Annotated in this window: 12 protein-coding genes; 9 read left to right on the top strand and 3 right to left on the bottom strand. The window is 74.0% G+C overall.

Features of this window, described 5'->3' with window-relative positions; translation table 11 throughout:
- The first annotated feature begins 7 nt into the window (after nt 1-7).
- The 6 genes from AC5L36_RS06825 to AC5L36_RS06800 all read left to right on the top strand — a co-directional run bounded on the left by AC5L36_RS06825 (nt 8) and on the right by AC5L36_RS06800 (nt 5,330).
- Nucleotides 8-205, top strand: coding sequence for a substrate-binding domain-containing protein (locus AC5L36_RS06825; protein ID WP_441220709.1), 198 nt, complete (start codon nt 8-10; stop codon nt 203-205).
- A 279-nt stretch (nt 206-484) separates the two neighbouring features.
- The gene (helR, locus tag AC5L36_RS06820) at nt 485-2,629 is read left to right on the top strand and encodes an RNA polymerase recycling motor ATPase HelR (protein ID WP_441220979.1); all 2,145 of its coding nucleotides are present in this window, start codon (nt 485-487) and stop codon (nt 2,627-2,629) included.
- A 75-nt stretch (nt 2,630-2,704) separates the two neighbouring features.
- Nucleotides 2,705-2,938 carry a hypothetical protein gene (locus tag AC5L36_RS06815; RefSeq protein ID WP_441220707.1) on the top strand — a complete coding sequence of 78 codons (234 nt, stop codon included), beginning with the start codon at nt 2,705-2,707 and terminating at the stop codon, nt 2,936-2,938.
- Nucleotides 2,939-2,946: 8 nt separating this feature from the next.
- Nucleotides 2,947-3,798, top strand: coding sequence for an alpha/beta fold hydrolase (locus AC5L36_RS06810; protein WP_441220706.1), 852 nt, complete (start codon nt 2,947-2,949; stop codon nt 3,796-3,798).
- Nucleotides 3,799-4,034: 236 nt separating this feature from the next.
- A complete protein-coding gene (locus AC5L36_RS06805) occupies nt 4,035-4,436 on the top strand; it encodes a PLD nuclease N-terminal domain-containing protein (protein ID WP_441220704.1) in 402 nt (133 codons plus the stop codon).
- A gap of 111 nt (nt 4,437-4,547) precedes the next feature.
- On the top strand, nt 4,548-5,330 hold the full coding sequence (locus AC5L36_RS06800; RefSeq protein WP_441220702.1) for an FHA domain-containing protein: 783 nt from the start codon (nt 4,548-4,550) through the stop codon (nt 5,328-5,330).
- Between the two features lie 9 nt (nt 5,331-5,339).
- Here AC5L36_RS06800 and AC5L36_RS06795 read toward each other — a convergent pair whose 3' ends face one another.
- The 3 genes from AC5L36_RS06795 to AC5L36_RS06785 form a co-directional block, all read right to left on the bottom strand.
- Nucleotides 5,340-5,603: a hypothetical protein gene (locus AC5L36_RS06795; protein ID WP_441220700.1), complete on the bottom strand. Its 264-nt coding sequence runs from the start codon at nt 5,601-5,603 to the stop codon at nt 5,340-5,342.
- Between the two features lie 351 nt (nt 5,604-5,954).
- Nucleotides 5,955-7,211 carry an MFS transporter gene (locus AC5L36_RS06790; RefSeq protein WP_441220698.1) on the bottom strand — a complete coding sequence of 419 codons (1,257 nt, stop codon included), beginning with the start codon at nt 7,209-7,211 and terminating at the stop codon, nt 5,955-5,957.
- A 12-nt stretch (nt 7,212-7,223) separates the two neighbouring features.
- Entirely contained in the window at nt 7,224-7,559 is a 336-nt protein-coding gene (locus AC5L36_RS06785) for a VOC family protein (RefSeq protein ID WP_441220697.1), read from the bottom strand.
- Nucleotides 7,560-7,676: 117 nt separating this feature from the next.
- On the opposite strand from AC5L36_RS06785, the gene AC5L36_RS06780 reads away from it, so the two are divergent.
- From AC5L36_RS06780 to AC5L36_RS06770, 3 genes are all read left to right on the top strand, one after another.
- A complete protein-coding gene (locus AC5L36_RS06780) occupies nt 7,677-10,352 on the top strand; it encodes an ATP-binding protein (RefSeq protein WP_441220695.1) in 2,676 nt (891 codons plus the stop codon).
- Between the two features lie 94 nt (nt 10,353-10,446).
- Nucleotides 10,447-14,106, top strand: a complete 3,660-nt coding sequence (locus tag AC5L36_RS06775) for a S8 family peptidase (RefSeq protein ID WP_441220693.1) — start codon at nt 10,447-10,449, stop codon at nt 14,104-14,106.
- Nucleotides 14,107-14,122: 16 nt separating this feature from the next.
- Entirely contained in the window at nt 14,123-15,781 is a 1,659-nt protein-coding gene (locus tag AC5L36_RS06770; RefSeq protein WP_441220691.1) for an FAD-binding dehydrogenase, read from the top strand.
- Nucleotides 15,782-15,796: the final 15 nt, after the last annotated feature.

The raw sequence follows: 15,796 nt of genomic DNA, 5'->3' as shown, positions 1-15,796 counted from the left end.
CGCCAGGTTGGGCGGCGGCGCGGCCGGGCGCAAACGTTATCTCGTCGACCCGCCGCTGACCACGGTCCACCAGCCGCTCACGGAGATGGCCGTGGCCGCGACCGAGCTCGCCCTCGCGCTCGGCCGCGGTGAGAAGGTGCCGCGGGTCGGCGTCGAGCTGGCCACCACCCTCACCGTCCGCGCGAGCACGGCACCACAGACCTGATCTGCCCGCGTCCGCGTCACCTGCGGACCGTTTGCTCCCGCGGGCACCGCTCCGGCCGGCGGCTCGCGGAGCGAGCCGAAATCCCCGGCCTCCACTGCCGGCTCCGCGGGGCAAGCCCACGGCGCTCGTGGATTGGCGGGAATGACAAAGGGAAAGGAGTCGTCTCCTTTCCCTCTTTAACGTATACCGCACCCGGGGGCTTGCGGCAAGACCCCGGTTGTGGCGCAAAATCGCAGGTCGAAGCCGGGATCCGTGAAATTGGGGGCCGATTACGTGAACCTGACGATCAGCGTGTTCAACCTTTCCGACCGCCTTTCCGCAAAGGCCGACCCGGCGTTGATCGCCCGCGACGAGCAGCACTTCGCGGCGATTTCGGAGAGCCTCGAGCAGGCGCTCGCCGACCTGACCGAACGCCTCGACGCCGAGCGCCGGGCGCCCGCCGGCAAGGGTCGCCGGGCGCTCGACCGCGACCAGGAGGTCCGCCGGTTGACCGCTCGCCTGCGCGCGCTGCGCCGGTTCGGCCTGGACCTGTGCCTCGGACGCATCGTCAGTGCGGACGACCCCGAGCCCGTCTACATCGGACGGCAGGGGCTCACCGACAGCACGGGTCGCCGGCTGCTGCTCGACTGGCGCTCGCCCGCCGCCGCGCCGTTCTTCGCGGCGACGCACGCCAACCCGATGGGTCTCGCGAGCCGCCGCCGCTACCGGTGGAACCTCGGCCGGATCAGCGACTACTGGGACGAGGTGTTCACCCCGGACGGGTTCGAGGGGCACGCCGCGCTCGACGACCAGTCCGCCTTCATCGCCAGCCTGGGCGGCACCCGGTCGCCCCGGATGCGCGACGTGCTCGGCACGATCCAGGCCGACCAGGACGCCATCATCCGCGCGGGGTCCGGCGGCGCGCTCGTCGTCGACGGCGGTCCGGGTACCGGCAAGACCGTCGTCGCGCTGCACCGCACCGCCTACCTGCTCTACTCCGACCCCCGCCTCGGGCACCGGCGCGGCGGCGTGCTGTTCGTCGGTCCGCACGAGCCCTACCTCGCGTACGTCGGCGACGTCCTGCCCAGCCTCGGCGAGGAGGACGTGCAGACCTGTACCCTGCGGGACCTCGTCGCCGAGGGAGCCGCGGCGGGGGTCGAGGCCGACCCGGAGGTGGCCCGGCTGAAGTCCTCCGCCGACCTGGTGAAGGCGATCGAGGCGGCGGTCCGGTTCTACGAGGAGCCGCCCACCAAGGGGATGACGGTCACCACCCAGGAGTCCGACATCCGGCTGAGCGCCGGCGACTGGGCCGAGGCGTTCGAGGCGCCGGGACCCGGCACCCCGCACAACGAGGCCCGCGACGAGGTCTGGGAGGAGCTGCTCACGATCCTCGTCGACAAGTACGACGGCGGCGAGCCCACCGACCTGGTCCGCCGGTCGCTGCGGCAGAACCGGGAGCTGGCCGCCGCGTTCAACCGCGCGTGGCCGCTGCTCGACGCGGCCGAGCTCGTCGGCGACCTCTGGTCGGTGCCCGCCTACCTGCGCAAGTGCGCTCCCTGGCTCAGCACCGACGACGTGCGGAAGCTCCAGCGGGCGGACGCGAAGGCCTGGACGGTGTCCGACCTGCCGCTGCTGGACGCGGCCCGGCAGCGCCTCGGCGACCCGGAGGAGTCCCGGCGCCGGCGCCGGGCCGACGCTACCCTCGCCGCCGAACGCGAGCGCATGTCCACAGTGGTCGACGAACTGCTCGCGTCCACCACCTACGACGACGGCGAAGGCGTGCTGATCATGCTGAACCAGCAGGGCATGCGGGACAAACTCGTCGACGAGACGGCGGCACCCACCGCCGAGCCGGACCTGCTCGCCGGCCCGTTCGCGCACATCGTGGTGGACGAGGCACAGGAGCTGACCGACGCGGAATGGCAGATGCTGCTGCTGCGCTGCCCGTCGCGGAGCTTCACCATCGTCGGGGACCGCGCACAGGCGAGGCACGGGTTCACCGAGTCGTGGCGGGAGCGGCTGGAGCGGATCGGGCTCGACCGGATCGACCTGGCCTCCCTCACCATCAACTACCGCACGCCGAAGGAGGTCATGGCGGAAGCCGAGCCGGTCATCCGGGCCGTGCTCCCGGACGCCAACGTGCCCACCTCGATCCGCGGCAACGGCCTCCCGGTCGTACACGGATCGGTCGCCGACCGGGACCAGATCCTCGACAGCTGGCTCGCCGCGCACGCGGAGGGCGTCGCCTGCGTCATCGGCGACCCCACGTTCCGGGAGACGGCGCGCGTGCGGTCGCTGACCCCGGAGCTGGCGAAGGGGCTGGAGTTCGACCTCGTCGTCCTCGTCGACCCGGATACGTTCGGCGAGGGCATCGAGGGAGCGGTCGACCGCTACGTCGCGATGACCCGGGCCACCCAGCGGCTCGTCATCCTCACGAGCTCCTGACAGGACGAGGTGATGCGGTTTCGATGAAGCCCGCCCCGCATGCTGGGTTCTCCGGTACGGCAGAGGAGGATTCCCATGCTTCGAGCGGCACTAGTGGTCACGGCCGCGGTCGGCGCGGCGGTGTTGTCGGGCGTCAGCGCGCCCGCCGCGCCCCACGACGCCCCGGCCGTGTCCACGTTGGACGACGGCACCGTGGACCGCGACGACGTCCTGGACCGGGACGACTTCACCCGGACCATCGACCGCGACGACTTCACCCGCGTCATCGACCGCGACGACTTCGACGGCGGCAACGGCAACGGCGAGTGAGCGCTCCCGTGGGTCTGAGCAGGGCGGTCGACGGGTTCCGGCTGTCGTACGACCGCGGCGGTGCCGGCGTGGCGGCGGTGCTGCTGCACGGGTGGCCGGGCGATCGCACCGAGTACCGCCCCGTCCTCTGCCACCTGCCCGAAATGGACGTCGTGGTGCCGGACCTGCGCGGCTTCGGTGAGTCGGACCGGCACCACGACGAGTCGGGCGCCTGCTACGGCCCGGACGCGCAGGCCCGCGGCGTCATCGGCCTGATCGAGGAGCTGGGCCTCGACCGGCCGGTGTTGGGCGGGCACGACATCGGCAGCCGCGTCGCGGTGGCGGTCGCACGCACGCGCCCGGACCTGGTCCGCGCCCTGGTGCTGACGCCGCCGCTGCCCGGGATGGGCGAGCGGATCCTGAGCCCGGCGGCCCAGCGGGAGTTCTGGTTCCCGGCCTTCAACCAGCTCCCGCTGGCCGCCGACCTCATCGACGGCCGGCCCGACGCGGTGCGCGCCTACCTCCGGCATTTCTGGACGCACTGGGCCGGGCCGGGCTTCACCGTGCCGGACGAGCACATCGACCACCTCGTCTCGCTGTACGCCGAGCCGGGCGCCTTCACGGCGTTGCTCGGGTGGTATCGGGCCAGCGGCGGGGCGCTCGCCAGGGTCGCCGCCGAACGTCCCGCGGAGCGTCTCGCCGCCCCGACCACGGTGCTGTGGCCCGACCACGACCCGCTGTTTCCGCCAGCCTGGTCCGACCGGCTCGACCAGTACTTCGCCGACCTCCGGCTGCACCGCCTGAGCGACACCGGCCACTTCGTCCCGATGGAGTCCCCACGAGAGTTCGCCGCGGCGGTAGCCGCCGCCGCGACGAGCTAGGAATCGAGCTACCGCGATGTCCGCCGCGGTCCAGACCGCTGCTCCCGCGGCCTCAGCCTCCGCGCCCCGGCCCTCGATCAGACCGGCTTGCGTGAAGGATCCGCGCATGCCCCACCGCGGCCCGCCTGGCCAGCTTGTCGTGGCGGGAGACGCACGGCGCCTAGCCTCACCCGGTCGGCCGGCGTACCAGCCGGACGGGGCACACGGCGCCGTGTTCACGCGGCATGATGTCCGGCGTGATTCGTCTCTACGGCCTGCTGTTCATCGTCGACCTGGTGCTGGTCGTCATCGCGCTGATCGACTGTCTGTCCACTGAGGAGTCGGCGGTACGCAACCTGCCCAAGGTGGCGTGGGTCTTCATCATCCTGCTCTTCCCGCCGATCGGGCCGATCGTCTGGTTCGTCGCCGGGCGGCCGCAGAACCGGCGGGTGGGCCGGGCCGGCACCTGGCGCCCGGGCAGTGGCTTCCCGGAGTCCGAGCGCCCCCGGCCGCTCGCCCCGGACGATGACCCGGAGTTTCTCCGGAGCAAGTCCCGCGAGCGGCGCGAAGACGAGGACCTGCTCCGCAAGTGGGAGGCCGACCTGCGCCGCCGCGAGGAGGAGCTACGCCGCCGCGACGGCGACAGCGCGCCCTCCTGAGACCAGCGCCGATATGGGCCGGGTGGGCACCGCGGCGGTGGGGGCCCTACCCTCGACGCAGTCGGATCGAGCGGGTTGGGGATGCGCATGCCGGAGTTGAGTGTTGTCACGGTGCGATCGGGGTCCTGGCACGAGCCGGCGACGGTGGTGCTCGAAGACCCGGCGAGCGGCCGCCACCTGCGGCTCACCGCCCCGGCGGCGGCGCGCCCCGGCCAGGGCGCGGGCGTGAGCGCTGGCCTGGTGCGTGACCTCCTGGACGCGGTCGGTGCGCCCGCCCGCCACGTGGAGATCGGCGAGGCCTCGTCCGCCCCGGCCCAGGTGGTGCTGGTCGTCGGCGACGGTGTGCGGGTGCCCGCGGCGCTGCTGGAGGCGGTGGCGTTCGCGCAGGAGACCGGCATCCCGATCCGCTGCGGCGACGCCGTGCTCGCCACCGAAGGCGTCACGGACGCCGCGCGGCAGAGCCCCACCGTCCGGTGGAACATCGCCGACCCGGCGCCCACCTCCGCGTACCGGGTGATCGACCTCGACGAGACCACGCAGATGGAAGCGATCCAGCTCAGCGTGGCCGACGAGGCCGAGGCACCGCCCGTGGGCGCGCCGGCCGGCGCCGCGGTCCTCCAGATCCGCCAGGGCCCAGGGGCGGGCGCGGTGTTCGTGCTCGACGGCGACGTGGTCACCTGCGGCCGCGACGGCGGCAACGAGATCCTGCTCGACGGCGCCACCGTTTCCCGCAAGCACGCCGAGTTTCACCGCCAGGAGACCGGCTACACCGTGTCCGACCTAGACAGTCTCAACGGCACGTACGTCAACGGCGAGCGCGTCAAGACCGCCGCACTGGCCCCGGGCGACGAGATCCGCATCGGCCGCTACCGGCTCACCTACGCGGCGCGGTGACGGCGGGCGTCAGCGGGTGCACTCCAGGTAGACGTAGACCACCATCGGCCAGAAGTCCTCGCTGTCGACCACATGGCACTGCTCGCTCTCGAAGCCCGCGTCGCCAGCCTGCCCCAACGCGTCTCCGAGGGCGTAGTAGTAGGCGATCCCGGGGCCGAAGCTGCTCGTCCCCTCACCCCGGAACACCCGCGTTTCCACAGCGTGCGCGGCACTGGAACCGGCAAGCGTCAGCCCGACGACAAGCGCGAGAACAGCCAAGACACGACGACCCATACCAATAGGCTAACGTCAATCCCCTCCGCCCGTCGTGGCTTTCTTTCGAAGCATATTTGCCCGCGTCCGCGTCAGCGGCGGACCGTTTGCTCCCGCGGGCACCGCTCCCGGCCGGCGGCTCGCAGGGCGAGCCGAGATCCCCGGCCGTCCACTGCCAGGTCCGCGGGACAAGCCCCCTGTCGCCTTCCCGGATCGCCGGTCCGGGAGCGGGCATTGTGGACAAACGTCGACCACCGCGTGTCGCGAGCTCACATTCACCCGCCCCTCGTTGCGCGCAGGGTTAGCGTGACCAGCGGCGGAGGGTGAGGCCGCGGGAGCGACGGTCTGGACCACGGCGGGCGTCGCGGTAGCTCAGATCTGGCTTTTGGGTTCGGTCCGGCGGAGGACGGCGAAGGCGGCGACCGGGACCAGCAGGAGGGTCAGCGCGCCGGACAGGACCAGGCCGCCGGTGGTGCCGGCCAGCTCGATGAGGGGGCCGCCGGCGGCGAGGCCGAGCGGGGCGGCGACGGTGGCGCCGGTGGTCCAGAGGGTGACCACCTGTTGTTGTTCTTCGGGCGCCAGGCCGGATTGCAGGAAGCTGTAGACCACCGGGGTGAACGGTGCCCACACCAGGCCGCCGAGGCCGAATACGACCATCGCGGCGGTCAGGCTCTGCACCGAGGCGAGTGCGATCGGGCAGAGGGCCCAGAGGGCGATGATCACGATGAGCAGGTGGCGTTGGGGGAGGTGGCGCAGCTGGTTGACGAGTGCGGCGCCGACGAAGGCGCCGACGCCCAGGGCGCCCCACATCAGGCCGAGCGCGGCCGCGTCGGCGTCCAGCTTCGCGCGGACGTAGAGGGGTAGGGCGATTTCGACGGGCATGTACAGGAAGTTGAAGAAGAACTCGACGAACAGCAGGCGGGCGGCCACCGGGCGGCGGCGCAGGATGCGCCAGCCGGACTCGTGCGACGGTGGGCGCCGGGGCATGTCGGGCTGCTTGGCCGCGCGGGCGCGTGGCACCGCCGCGGCGACCGCGGCCAGCAGGATCAGCGCGCCGGCGGCGTCGCAGATGAGCGCGACGCCGGGGCTCGTCGAGGCGACGATCAGGCCGCCCAGGACCGGGCCCACGATGTACAGGGCGAAGGTGGCGTTGAGGCCGAGCAGGCCGTTGACGGCGAACCTGCCCGTTTCGTCCACCATCGACGTGGCCAGCAGGCGACGGCTGCTCGACCCGGCCATGCGGAATGTCGCGCCGATCAGGAGGCCGGCGATGAGCACCGGCAGCGTGAGGTGGCCGGTCAGCGCGAGGACGCCGAGGGTCGCGAAGGTCAGCGATCGCAGCACGCAGTCGGCGACCAGAAGTGTGCGCGGCGGTATCCGCACCCGTCCCAGCCCGATGGACAGGGCCAGGATGGTGGAGATGACGAAGGGTGCCGCCTCGACCATGCCGATGGCGATCGCCTTGGGGACGCCGCCGTGGATGGAGAGGGTCTGCACCGGCATGGCCACGAGGATCATGCCGGTGCCGACGCTGGCGAGCAGGTCGCCGAGCAGGAGTCCAGCCACCCGCCGGTCGCGCAGCACCTCGGGGTAGGACTGGTGTGCCTCGGGGGTGGCGACGGCGGTCATGGCGGTGTCTCCTCAGCGGTCCTGGATCAGGCCGAGCACGTTGCCGTCGGGGTCGGTGAAGGTGGCCACCAGGCGGCCGCCGCCGACGTCGCGCACGGGCTCCTTCGTGGTGGCGCCGGCGGAGGTCACCTCGGCCAGCGTGGCCTCGATGTCGGTCACGTGCCAGTAGGCCACCGGCGAGGTCATGCCCTGCGGGCCGCCGCCGGGCACCAGGCCGATGTGCTGGCCCTCGGTGTCGAAGCCGACGTAGTAGGAGCCGTCGGTTCGCGGCTCGACGCCGAGCAGGGCGGCGTACACGGCCTTGGCCTTGGCGAGGTCGGACACCGGGTGCAAAACGGTCTTGATCATCGTTTCTCCTCGGGTAATGGATCGGACGTGCTCATAGCTTCGCCGCGGGCGGGGGTCCTCCGAATCCGTGCTGACCACGGAGGCGACCACGGAATCCCGGTACGCAAGGATGGGGCCGTGGAGATCTCGGCCCGGGAGGCGGACGTCCTGGCGCTGCTCGGAGACCATCTGAGCAACGCCGAGATCGGTGCGCGGCTGTACATATCGGTGCGCACCGTGGAGAGCCACGTCTCCTCGCTGCTGCGCAAGCTGGAGGTGCCGGACCGGCGGGCGCTCGCCGAGCGGGCCGGCGCGAAGCGGTCCGCGCCGGCGCCGGTGCTGCCGGCGCCGCTGACGTCCTTCGTGGGCCGGGTGGGGGAGCGGGCCGAGCTGACCGAGATGCTCGCCGCGCACCGCCAGGTGACCGCTCTCGGCCCGGGCGGGGTGGGCAAGACCCGGCTCGCGCTGGCGGTGGCCGGGGAGGCGGCCGGCGCGTACCCGGACGGGGTCTGGTTTGTTGATCTTGTCCCGATCAGCGACCCGGGCATGGTGGCGGCCGCGGTCGCCGGCGCGCTGGGCCTCGGCGAGCAGCCCGGCCGCGGCCTGGACGAGTCGGTGGTCGCCGCGCTGGCCGACCGCCGGGCGCTGCTCGTGCTCGACAACTGCGAGCAGGTACGCGACGGGGTGGCGCCGTTCGTCGAGCGGCTGCTCGCCGCGTGCCCCCGCCTGACGGTGCTGGCGACCAGCCGGGCCCGGCTGATGGTGCCGTTCGAGCGCGTGTACCAGGTGCCGCCGCTGTCCCTGGGGCTCGACGCCGTCGCGCTGTTCGTGGACCGGGCGGCCGCGGTGGGATCGCCGCCCGACCCCGGGGTGCGCCACCACATCGCCGCGTTCTGCGAGCGACTCGACGGCATGGCGCTGGCGATCGAGCTGGCCGCCGCCCGGTGGTCGACGCTCGGGCTGGACGGCCTCACCGCCGGCCTGTCCGACCCGCTCCGGATGCTGGCCGGCGGCTCCCGCGCCGACGAGCGGCACCGCTCGGTGCGGGCGGCGCTCGACTGGAGCCACGCGCTGCTGGAGCCCGAGGACCGGGCGCTCCTGCGGCGGGTGTCGGTGTTCGTGGGGCCGTTCACGGTCGCGGCGGCGGCGGAGGTCGCCGGGTACGAGGTGGGCGCCGCCGCGGACGGGCTGGCCCGCCTCGCCGAGCAGAGCCTGCTGGTGGTGACGGCCGGATACCGCGCGCTGGAGACCATCCGCCAGTACGGCGCGGAGCGGCTCGCCGAGTCCGGTGAGCTCGTCGACACGCGGTCCCGGCACCTGCGCTGGTGCCTGGCCAACGCCGCCGGGCTCGCCGTGGTGCGGGACGACTGGCGGGCCCGCTTCGACGCCGTGGCGGACGAGCTGCGCGCCGCGCTCGGGTGGGCGGCCGACCGGCCGGAGCAGCGCGCGGAGGCGCACCGCCTCGCCCGCGACCTGGCGGAGCTGACGTTCACCCGCCAGCTCGTCGGCGAGTCCCAGCAGCGCTACGAGCAGGCGGCCGCGCTCGCGGACGACCCGGCCGCCGCCGCGTCGATGCTCCGGCGGGCCGCGGCCGTCGCCGGTTGCCGGATGCGCGGCGACGACATGCACCGCCTCCAGCTCGCGGCCGCGGACGCCGCCCGCCGCGGCGAGGACACCGCGGGCGCCGCCACCGACCTGGCGACCGCCGCCGCCAACGCGTACCGCTTCTCCGGGAGGTTCGTGCGCGTGCCGACCCGCGAGGAGGCGGTGGCGCTCATCGCCGAGGCGCGCGAGCTGGCGGGCGACGACCCGGCCGCCCAGGCGGCGGTGGCGCTGGCCGAGGCCGGGGTGCTCACCGACGCGTTCGGCGCCGTCCAGGGGCCGCCCGACAACGACGTGCCGGAGACGCTCGCGCGTGCCACGCGGGCGGTCGAGCTGGCCGGCCGCACCGGCGACCCGCTCGCCGAGTCGGCCGCGCTCGACGCGCTGCTGGGCGCGCAGTGCTGGGGCGGTGACACCTTCGGCGCGGCGGCCACGGCCCGACGCCGGGTCACGCTGCTCTCGTCCACATCGGACACTCCAGCCGGCACCCACGAGCTGATCGACGCGCTCGGCATCGCCGCCGAGGCCACCCTCGGCGCGGGAGACCTGCCGGGCGCCCGCCGGTGGGCGCGGAAGCTCGCGGACCACCCGCTGCTGGCGGAGGTCGGGCATCGCGCCACGAGCTGGCTGCTGGTGGCCGACGCGTTCGCCGGCGAGGTCGACGAGGCGGTCGCCGCCCGCTTTCTCGAGGCGTGGCGGCGGGCCGGACACCCCGACCGGTCGTACCTCGCGCCGGCGGTGTCCGCCGTGGCGATGGTGTACGGCCTGCGTGGCGACCACGACGCCCGGCGGGAGTGGCAGGCGGTCCTCCAGCGCCTCGACATCGGCGCGCCGTACACGTACGGCTACGGTGCGGTGTTCGACGCGATCGAGATGCTCCACAGTGGACAGGTTGAGCGGGCGACGGAGCGGCTCGCGCCCGAGCCGAGCGAGGTGTGGCGGTGGGTTACCTGGATCTGGCTGCACTGGTACGTGGCGCTGCGCGCCGAAGCCGCCGTGCTCGCCAGGAGCCCCGAGGCCGCCGACCGCGTGGCCGCCGCGCGGGCCGTCGTGGCCGGCAACCCGGTCGCCGGCGCCATCGTGGACCGGGCGGAGGCGCTGCTCGACGGCGACGCCAAGCGGGTGCGCGCCACGGCCGACGCCTTCGACGCCGCCGGCTGCCCCTACCAGTCGGCGCGCAGCCTGCTGCTCGCGGGCGGGGACGTGCCGTAAAGCCCACGGTATGAGCCTTCTCGGCGCGGTCGGGAACGCGAAGGGGCCCTTCGGCGAAGTACAGATGAGTGCAGCCGAAGACAGGGGAGGGCCGATGAGAAGACGCGCGTTCTTGGCGGGGTTCCTGGCCGTGGTGGTGGGCGGCGGCGTGGTCGCGGGGCCGGCCGGGCGGGCCGAGGCCGAGGCCGCCGGCCGGAGTCCGGCGGACGGCGGGGGATCGTGGGTCACACTGATCACCGGAGACCGCGTGCTCGTGCGCGGCGTGGGTGCTCGGGCCGGCGTCGTGGTGGAGCCGGCGCGGCGGGCGCGGCCGGTGCAGTTCCAGCAGATCACGCGGCGCGGCGACCGGTACGTGCTGCCGTCCGACGCGGCGGCGCTGGTGCGGTCCGGAAGGCTGGACTGGCAGCTGTTCAACGTCACCGGGCTGGTCCGGCAGGGCTACGACGACGCGCGGGTGTCTAGCCTGCCGCTGCTGGTCCGGTACACCGACCAGGCGGCGGCCAAGCGTGCCGCGCCGCGGGGTGCGGCCGTGCGGCGCGGCCTGCCGGGCGTGCGGATGGCGGCCCTCGACGCGGGCAAGGCCGACGCGAGCCGCGTGTGGCGGGAGCTGGCGCCGGGCGGCGGCGGTGTCGAGCGGGTCTGGCTCAACGGGAAGGCGAAGGCGTTCCTCGACGAGAGCGTCCCGCGGATCGGCGCGCCGGCCGCTTGGGCGAAGGGGTTGACCGGCAAGGGTGTGCGGGTCGCGGTGCTGGACACCGGCGTCGACACGGACCATCCGGACCTCGCGGGCAAGGTCGCGGCGGCGCGCGACTTCTCCGGCAAGGGCAGCGTCGAGGACGGCAACGGCCACGGCACGCACGTCGCCTCGACGGTCGCCGGGTCGGGTGCCGCCTCCGGCGGCCGCTACCGGGGCGTGGCGCCGGATGCGACGCTCGCGGTCGGCAAGGTGCTCGACGACGACGGCAACGGCACGTTCGACTCGATCATCGCGGGCATGCAGTGGGCGGCGGGGGAGGCGCGCGCCGACGTGGTCAACATGAGCCTGGGCAGCGGGTACGGCAGCGACGGCACCGACCCGCTCTCCGCCGCGGTGGGCGCGCTCACCCGGGAGTACGGCACGCTGTTCGTGGCCGCCACCGGCAACGACGGCGCGGACGAGTGGGTCTCCGCGCCGGCGGCCGCCACCGAGGCGCTCGCCGTCGGCAGCGTGAGCAAGAGCGACGTGCCGAGCGAGTTCTCCAACCGCGGGCCGCGCGTGGGTGACGGCGCGGTCAAGCCGGACCTGGCGGCGCCGGGTGAGGGGATCCTGGCGGCGTGGCCGGCCGAAGGCGAGGCGTACCACCGGCTCGACGGCACCTCGATGGCGACGCCGCACGTGGCCGGTTCGGCGGCGCTGCTGGCCCAGCTGCGCCCGGCGTGGGGGCCGGGCGAGCTGAAGGACGGGCTGATGAGCACAGCCGACGAGGTCGCGGACGCCAGCCCGTACACGGTGGGCACCGGGCGGGTCGACGCCGGCCGGGCCACCGCCGCCGCGGTCACCGCCACCGGCAGCTTCTCGACGTACCTGCGGTGGCCCAACCAGGGAGCCTCCCGCAAGCAGGCGATCACCTGGCGCAACACCGGCGACGCGCCGGTGACGCTCACCCTGAGCGCCGCGCTGACCCGCCGCGACGGCGCCCCGGCGCCCGCCGGGATGCTCGCGCTGCCGGCCGGCACCGTCACCGTCCCGGCCGGCGGGACAGCCACCGTCGACGCGGTCGTGTCCACCGTGGACGGAGCGGCGGGGACGTACGGCGGGGTCGTCGTGGCCCGCGAGGCCGGCGGTGCCGTCGCCACCCGCACCGCGGTCTCGGTGCTCCAGGAGCCGCCGATGTTCGACCTCGCGGTCGAGCTCGTCGACCGGGACGGCAACGCGCCACCGGAGGGCGACTTCCCGAGCGTCACCATCTACGACCTCGACGACAGCGACTTCTTCTACTGGGGACTGTCCGGGACGATCCGCCTGCCCGCCGGGCGGTACGCGGTGCACACGACGATCGAGACGCCGCGGGCCGGGCGGGAGCCGACGTACAGCTTCGTCAGCCACCCTGAACTGGTGCTCGACCGGGACGTCGCGCAGACCTTCGACGCCCGCGACGGCAAGCCGGTGTCGACCACAGTGGACAACCCGGCCGCCCGCGGCGGGAGCGCGCAGACGCACATCCTGACCCGGATCGCCGACTGCGACTGCACGTTCGGCCTCCTCACCGGCCTCGACCCGCGCTTCCACGAGGCGTACGCGGCGACCCTGCCGGGGACCAGCTCGGCGACGTTCGCCTTTGGACAGTCGCGGCGGGCCATGGAGCCGGAGCTGGAGCTGTTCGCCGACGACGGCGAGCGCTTCGAGGTCGCCACCGGCTGGCTTTCCGGTTCGCCCACGCCCGAGGAGGCGGCCACCCCACAAATGGTCTACGGCGGCCAGGGCACACCCGAAGACCTGGCGAAGATCGACGCGAAGGGCAAGCTCGTGCTCTTCGAGATCCCCGGCGACACGAGCTACGAGGAGGCGTACCGGCGGACCGGGTACATCCGCGACGCCGGCGCGCGGATGGCCATGGTGAACGTGCTGGAAGACGTCCCGCTGGCGGCGGACGAGCCGGCTCCGGCATTGCCCACGCTGCGCGGCTTCGGCCCGACGGCGGCGCGGCTCGCCGCGCTGGTCAAGGCGGGACAGACCACAGTGGAGTACGCCAGCCGCCCGTGGCCCAGCCTGCGGTACGAGCTGGCGTACGGCGTGACCGGGAAGGTGACCACGCCGCAGGTGCACCGCCCGCGCACCAGAGAACTGGCCGCGGTGCGGACCGCGTACCACGACAACGTCGCCGACTCGCTCCGCTACGTCGTCGCGGACACCGACTTCTTCGGCTCGTCCCTCGGCGGTGGCTGGTCGGTGCCGGCGCGGGCGCCGCGGGAGCGGATCGAGTACTTCTCGCCGGGCACCTGGCACCTGCGTGCCCACGGCTACTGGGGTCCGCGGGACTCGCTCGGCGACACGGTGACCCTGGCGCCCCGGCGCACGTACCGGATCGCGTGGAACAGAGCGGTCGCCGGCCCTTCGTTCCGGGGTGAGACGGGCACCGAGTCCGGACCGCGGCCGTGGGCGTGGCGCGACGGCGGCGCGATCGACGTGATCCTCCCGCTCTACGGCGACGGTGCCGGCCGCCCCCGCGTGCCGTTCAGCGAGGACGGCACCGACACCGGCGCGATCAGCCTGTACCGGGACGGCGCGCTGGTCGGCACCGCGGACGTGCCCGACCAGGCCCGGTTCGAGGTGCCGGCCGAGCCGGGCAGGTACCGCCTCGTGGCCGAGACGAGCCGTTCGGTGGACTGGTGGCCACAGTGGACGAAGGTGTCGGCGGCCTGGACGTTCCGCTCGGCGGCCGCCGACGAGGGCACGGCGCTGCCGCTGCTGACCGCCCGCTTCGCCCCGCCCGTCGACCTCCGCAACCGGGCCCCGGGCGGCCGCTCGTTCACTTTCCCGGTGTACCTGGAAAGGCAGGGGACCGGACCCGTCGCCGTGCGGAAGCTGTCCGTGGAGGTCTCGTACGACGACGGCCGCACCTGGCAGGCGGCGAAGGTGAAGCGCTTCGGTCCACAGTGGACGACCACCGTGCGGCACCCGGCGGACGGGCACGCCGCGCTCCGGGCGAAGGTGACCGACACGGCCGGCAACACGCTGGAGCAGACAGTGCTGCGGGCGTACCAGATCGCCTAGCCTATGGTTACGCTCCATGGACGCTGACGTGATCGTGGTGGGGGCCGGCCTCGCCGGGCTGGTCGCCACCGCGGAGCTCGCCGACGCGGGCCGCCGGGTCGTGCTGCTCGACCAGGAGCCGGAGCAGAGCCTCGGCGGCCAGGCGTTCTGGTCGTTCGGCGGGCTGTTCCTGGTCGGCTCGCCCGAGCAGCGGCGGATGGGCATCCGCGACTCGGTCGAGCTGGCCTGGCAGGACTGGCTGGGCAGCGCCGGCTTCGACCGGCCCGAAGACGAGTGGCCGCGGCGCTGGGCCGAGGCGTACGTCAACTTCGCCGCCGGGGAAAAGCGGGCCTGGCTGCGCGCGATGGGCCACCGGCTCTTCCCGGTGGTGGGCTGGGCCGAGCGCGGCGGCGGCGCGGCGGACGGCCACGGCAACTCGGTGCCCCGCTTCCACATCACGTGGGGCACCGGTCCGGGCGTGGTCGAGCCGTTCGCCCGCCGGGTGCGCGAGGCGGCGGCGCGCGGGCTTGTCGAGCTGCGGTTCCGGCACCGCGTCGACGGCCTGGTCACCACCGGCGGCGAGGTCACCGGCGTGCGCGGCCGCGTGCTGGAGCCCAGCGACGCCCCGCGCGGCACCACCAGCTCGCGCGTGGAGACCGGCGACTTCGAGTACACCGCGCAGGCCGTGATCGTCACCTCCGGCGGCATCGGCGGCGACCACGACCTGGTACGCAAAGCCTGGCCGGCCCGCCTCGGCCCGCCGCCGAAACGCATGGTGGCCGGCGTCCCCGCCCACGTCGACGGCCGCATGCTCGCCATCACCGAGGCGGCCGGCGGCCAGATCATCAACCCGGACCGGATGTGGCACTACACCGAGGGCCTGCAAAACTGGGACCCGGTCTGGCCCAACCACGGCATCCGCATCCTGCCCGGCCCGTCGTCGCTGTGGCTCGACGCCACCGGCCGGCGGCTGCCCGCGCCGCTGTTCCCCGGCTTCGACACGCTCGGCACGCTGCGGCACCTGATGGCCACCGGGTACGACTACAGCTGGTTCGTGCTGACCCAGAAGATCATCGAGAAGGAGTTCGCGCTTTCCGGCTCCGAGCAGAACCCCGACCTCACCAACCGCAGCGTCCGGCAGGTGCTCCAGCGGGTGCGGCCGGGCGCACCCGGCCCGGTCGAGGCGTTCAAGCGGCACGGCGCCGACTTCGTCGTGGCCGACACGCTGCCCAGGCTCGTCGCCGGCATGAACGACCTCGCCGAGCGGGCCGGCGGCCCAGCCATCGACCCCGCGGAGCTGCGGCGCGTGATGGTGGCCCGCGACCGCGAGATCTCCAACCCGTTCAGCAAGGACGCCCAGGTGACCGCGATCCGCGGCGCCCGCTCGTACCGCGGCGACCGGCTCGTCCGGGTCGCCACGCCACACCGCCTCCTGGACCCCAAGGCGGGCCCGCTCATCGCCGTCCGCCTCAACATCCTCACCCGCAAGACCCTCGGCGGCCTGCACACCGACCTGTCCGGCCGGGTCCTGCGCGCCGACGGCCAGCCGCTGCCCGGCGTGTACGCGGCCGGCGAGGTGGCGGGCTTCGGCGGCGGCGGCATGCACGGCTACAACTCCCTGGAGGGCACCTTCCTCGGCGGCTGCCTCTTCTCCGGCCGCACAGCCGGCCGCGCCGCCGCCACCGCCGTCAGCTAACCCCGAGCCGCGGAG

It is taken from the genome of Phytohabitans sp. LZ39 (assembly GCF_059359075.1).
Note: the sequence above shows the minus strand (reverse complement) of the source record. Positions and strands in the feature narration are given on the sequence as shown.

What these genes read in the sequence shown, in the direction of transcription:
- AC5L36_RS06770 (WP_441220691.1), top strand. Translation starts at nt 14,123, where the DNA reads ATGGACGCTGACGTGATCGTGGTGGGGGCCGGCCTCGCCGGGCTGGTC.
- AC5L36_RS06815 (WP_441220707.1), top strand. Translation starts at nt 2,705, where the DNA reads ATGCTTCGAGCGGCACTAGTGGTCACGGCCGCGGTCGGCGCGGCGGTG.
- AC5L36_RS06790 (WP_441220698.1), bottom strand. Translation starts at nt 7,211, where the DNA reads ATGACCGCCGTCGCCACCCCCGAGGCACACCAGTCCTACCCCGAGGTG.
- AC5L36_RS06795 (WP_441220700.1), bottom strand. Translation starts at nt 5,603, where the DNA reads ATGGGTCGTCGTGTCTTGGCTGTTCTCGCGCTTGTCGTCGGGCTGACG.
- AC5L36_RS06785 (WP_441220697.1), bottom strand. Translation starts at nt 7,559, where the DNA reads ATGATCAAGACCGTTTTGCACCCGGTGTCCGACCTCGCCAAGGCCAAG.
- AC5L36_RS06775 (WP_441220693.1), top strand. Translation starts at nt 10,447, where the DNA reads ATGAGAAGACGCGCGTTCTTGGCGGGGTTCCTGGCCGTGGTGGTGGGC.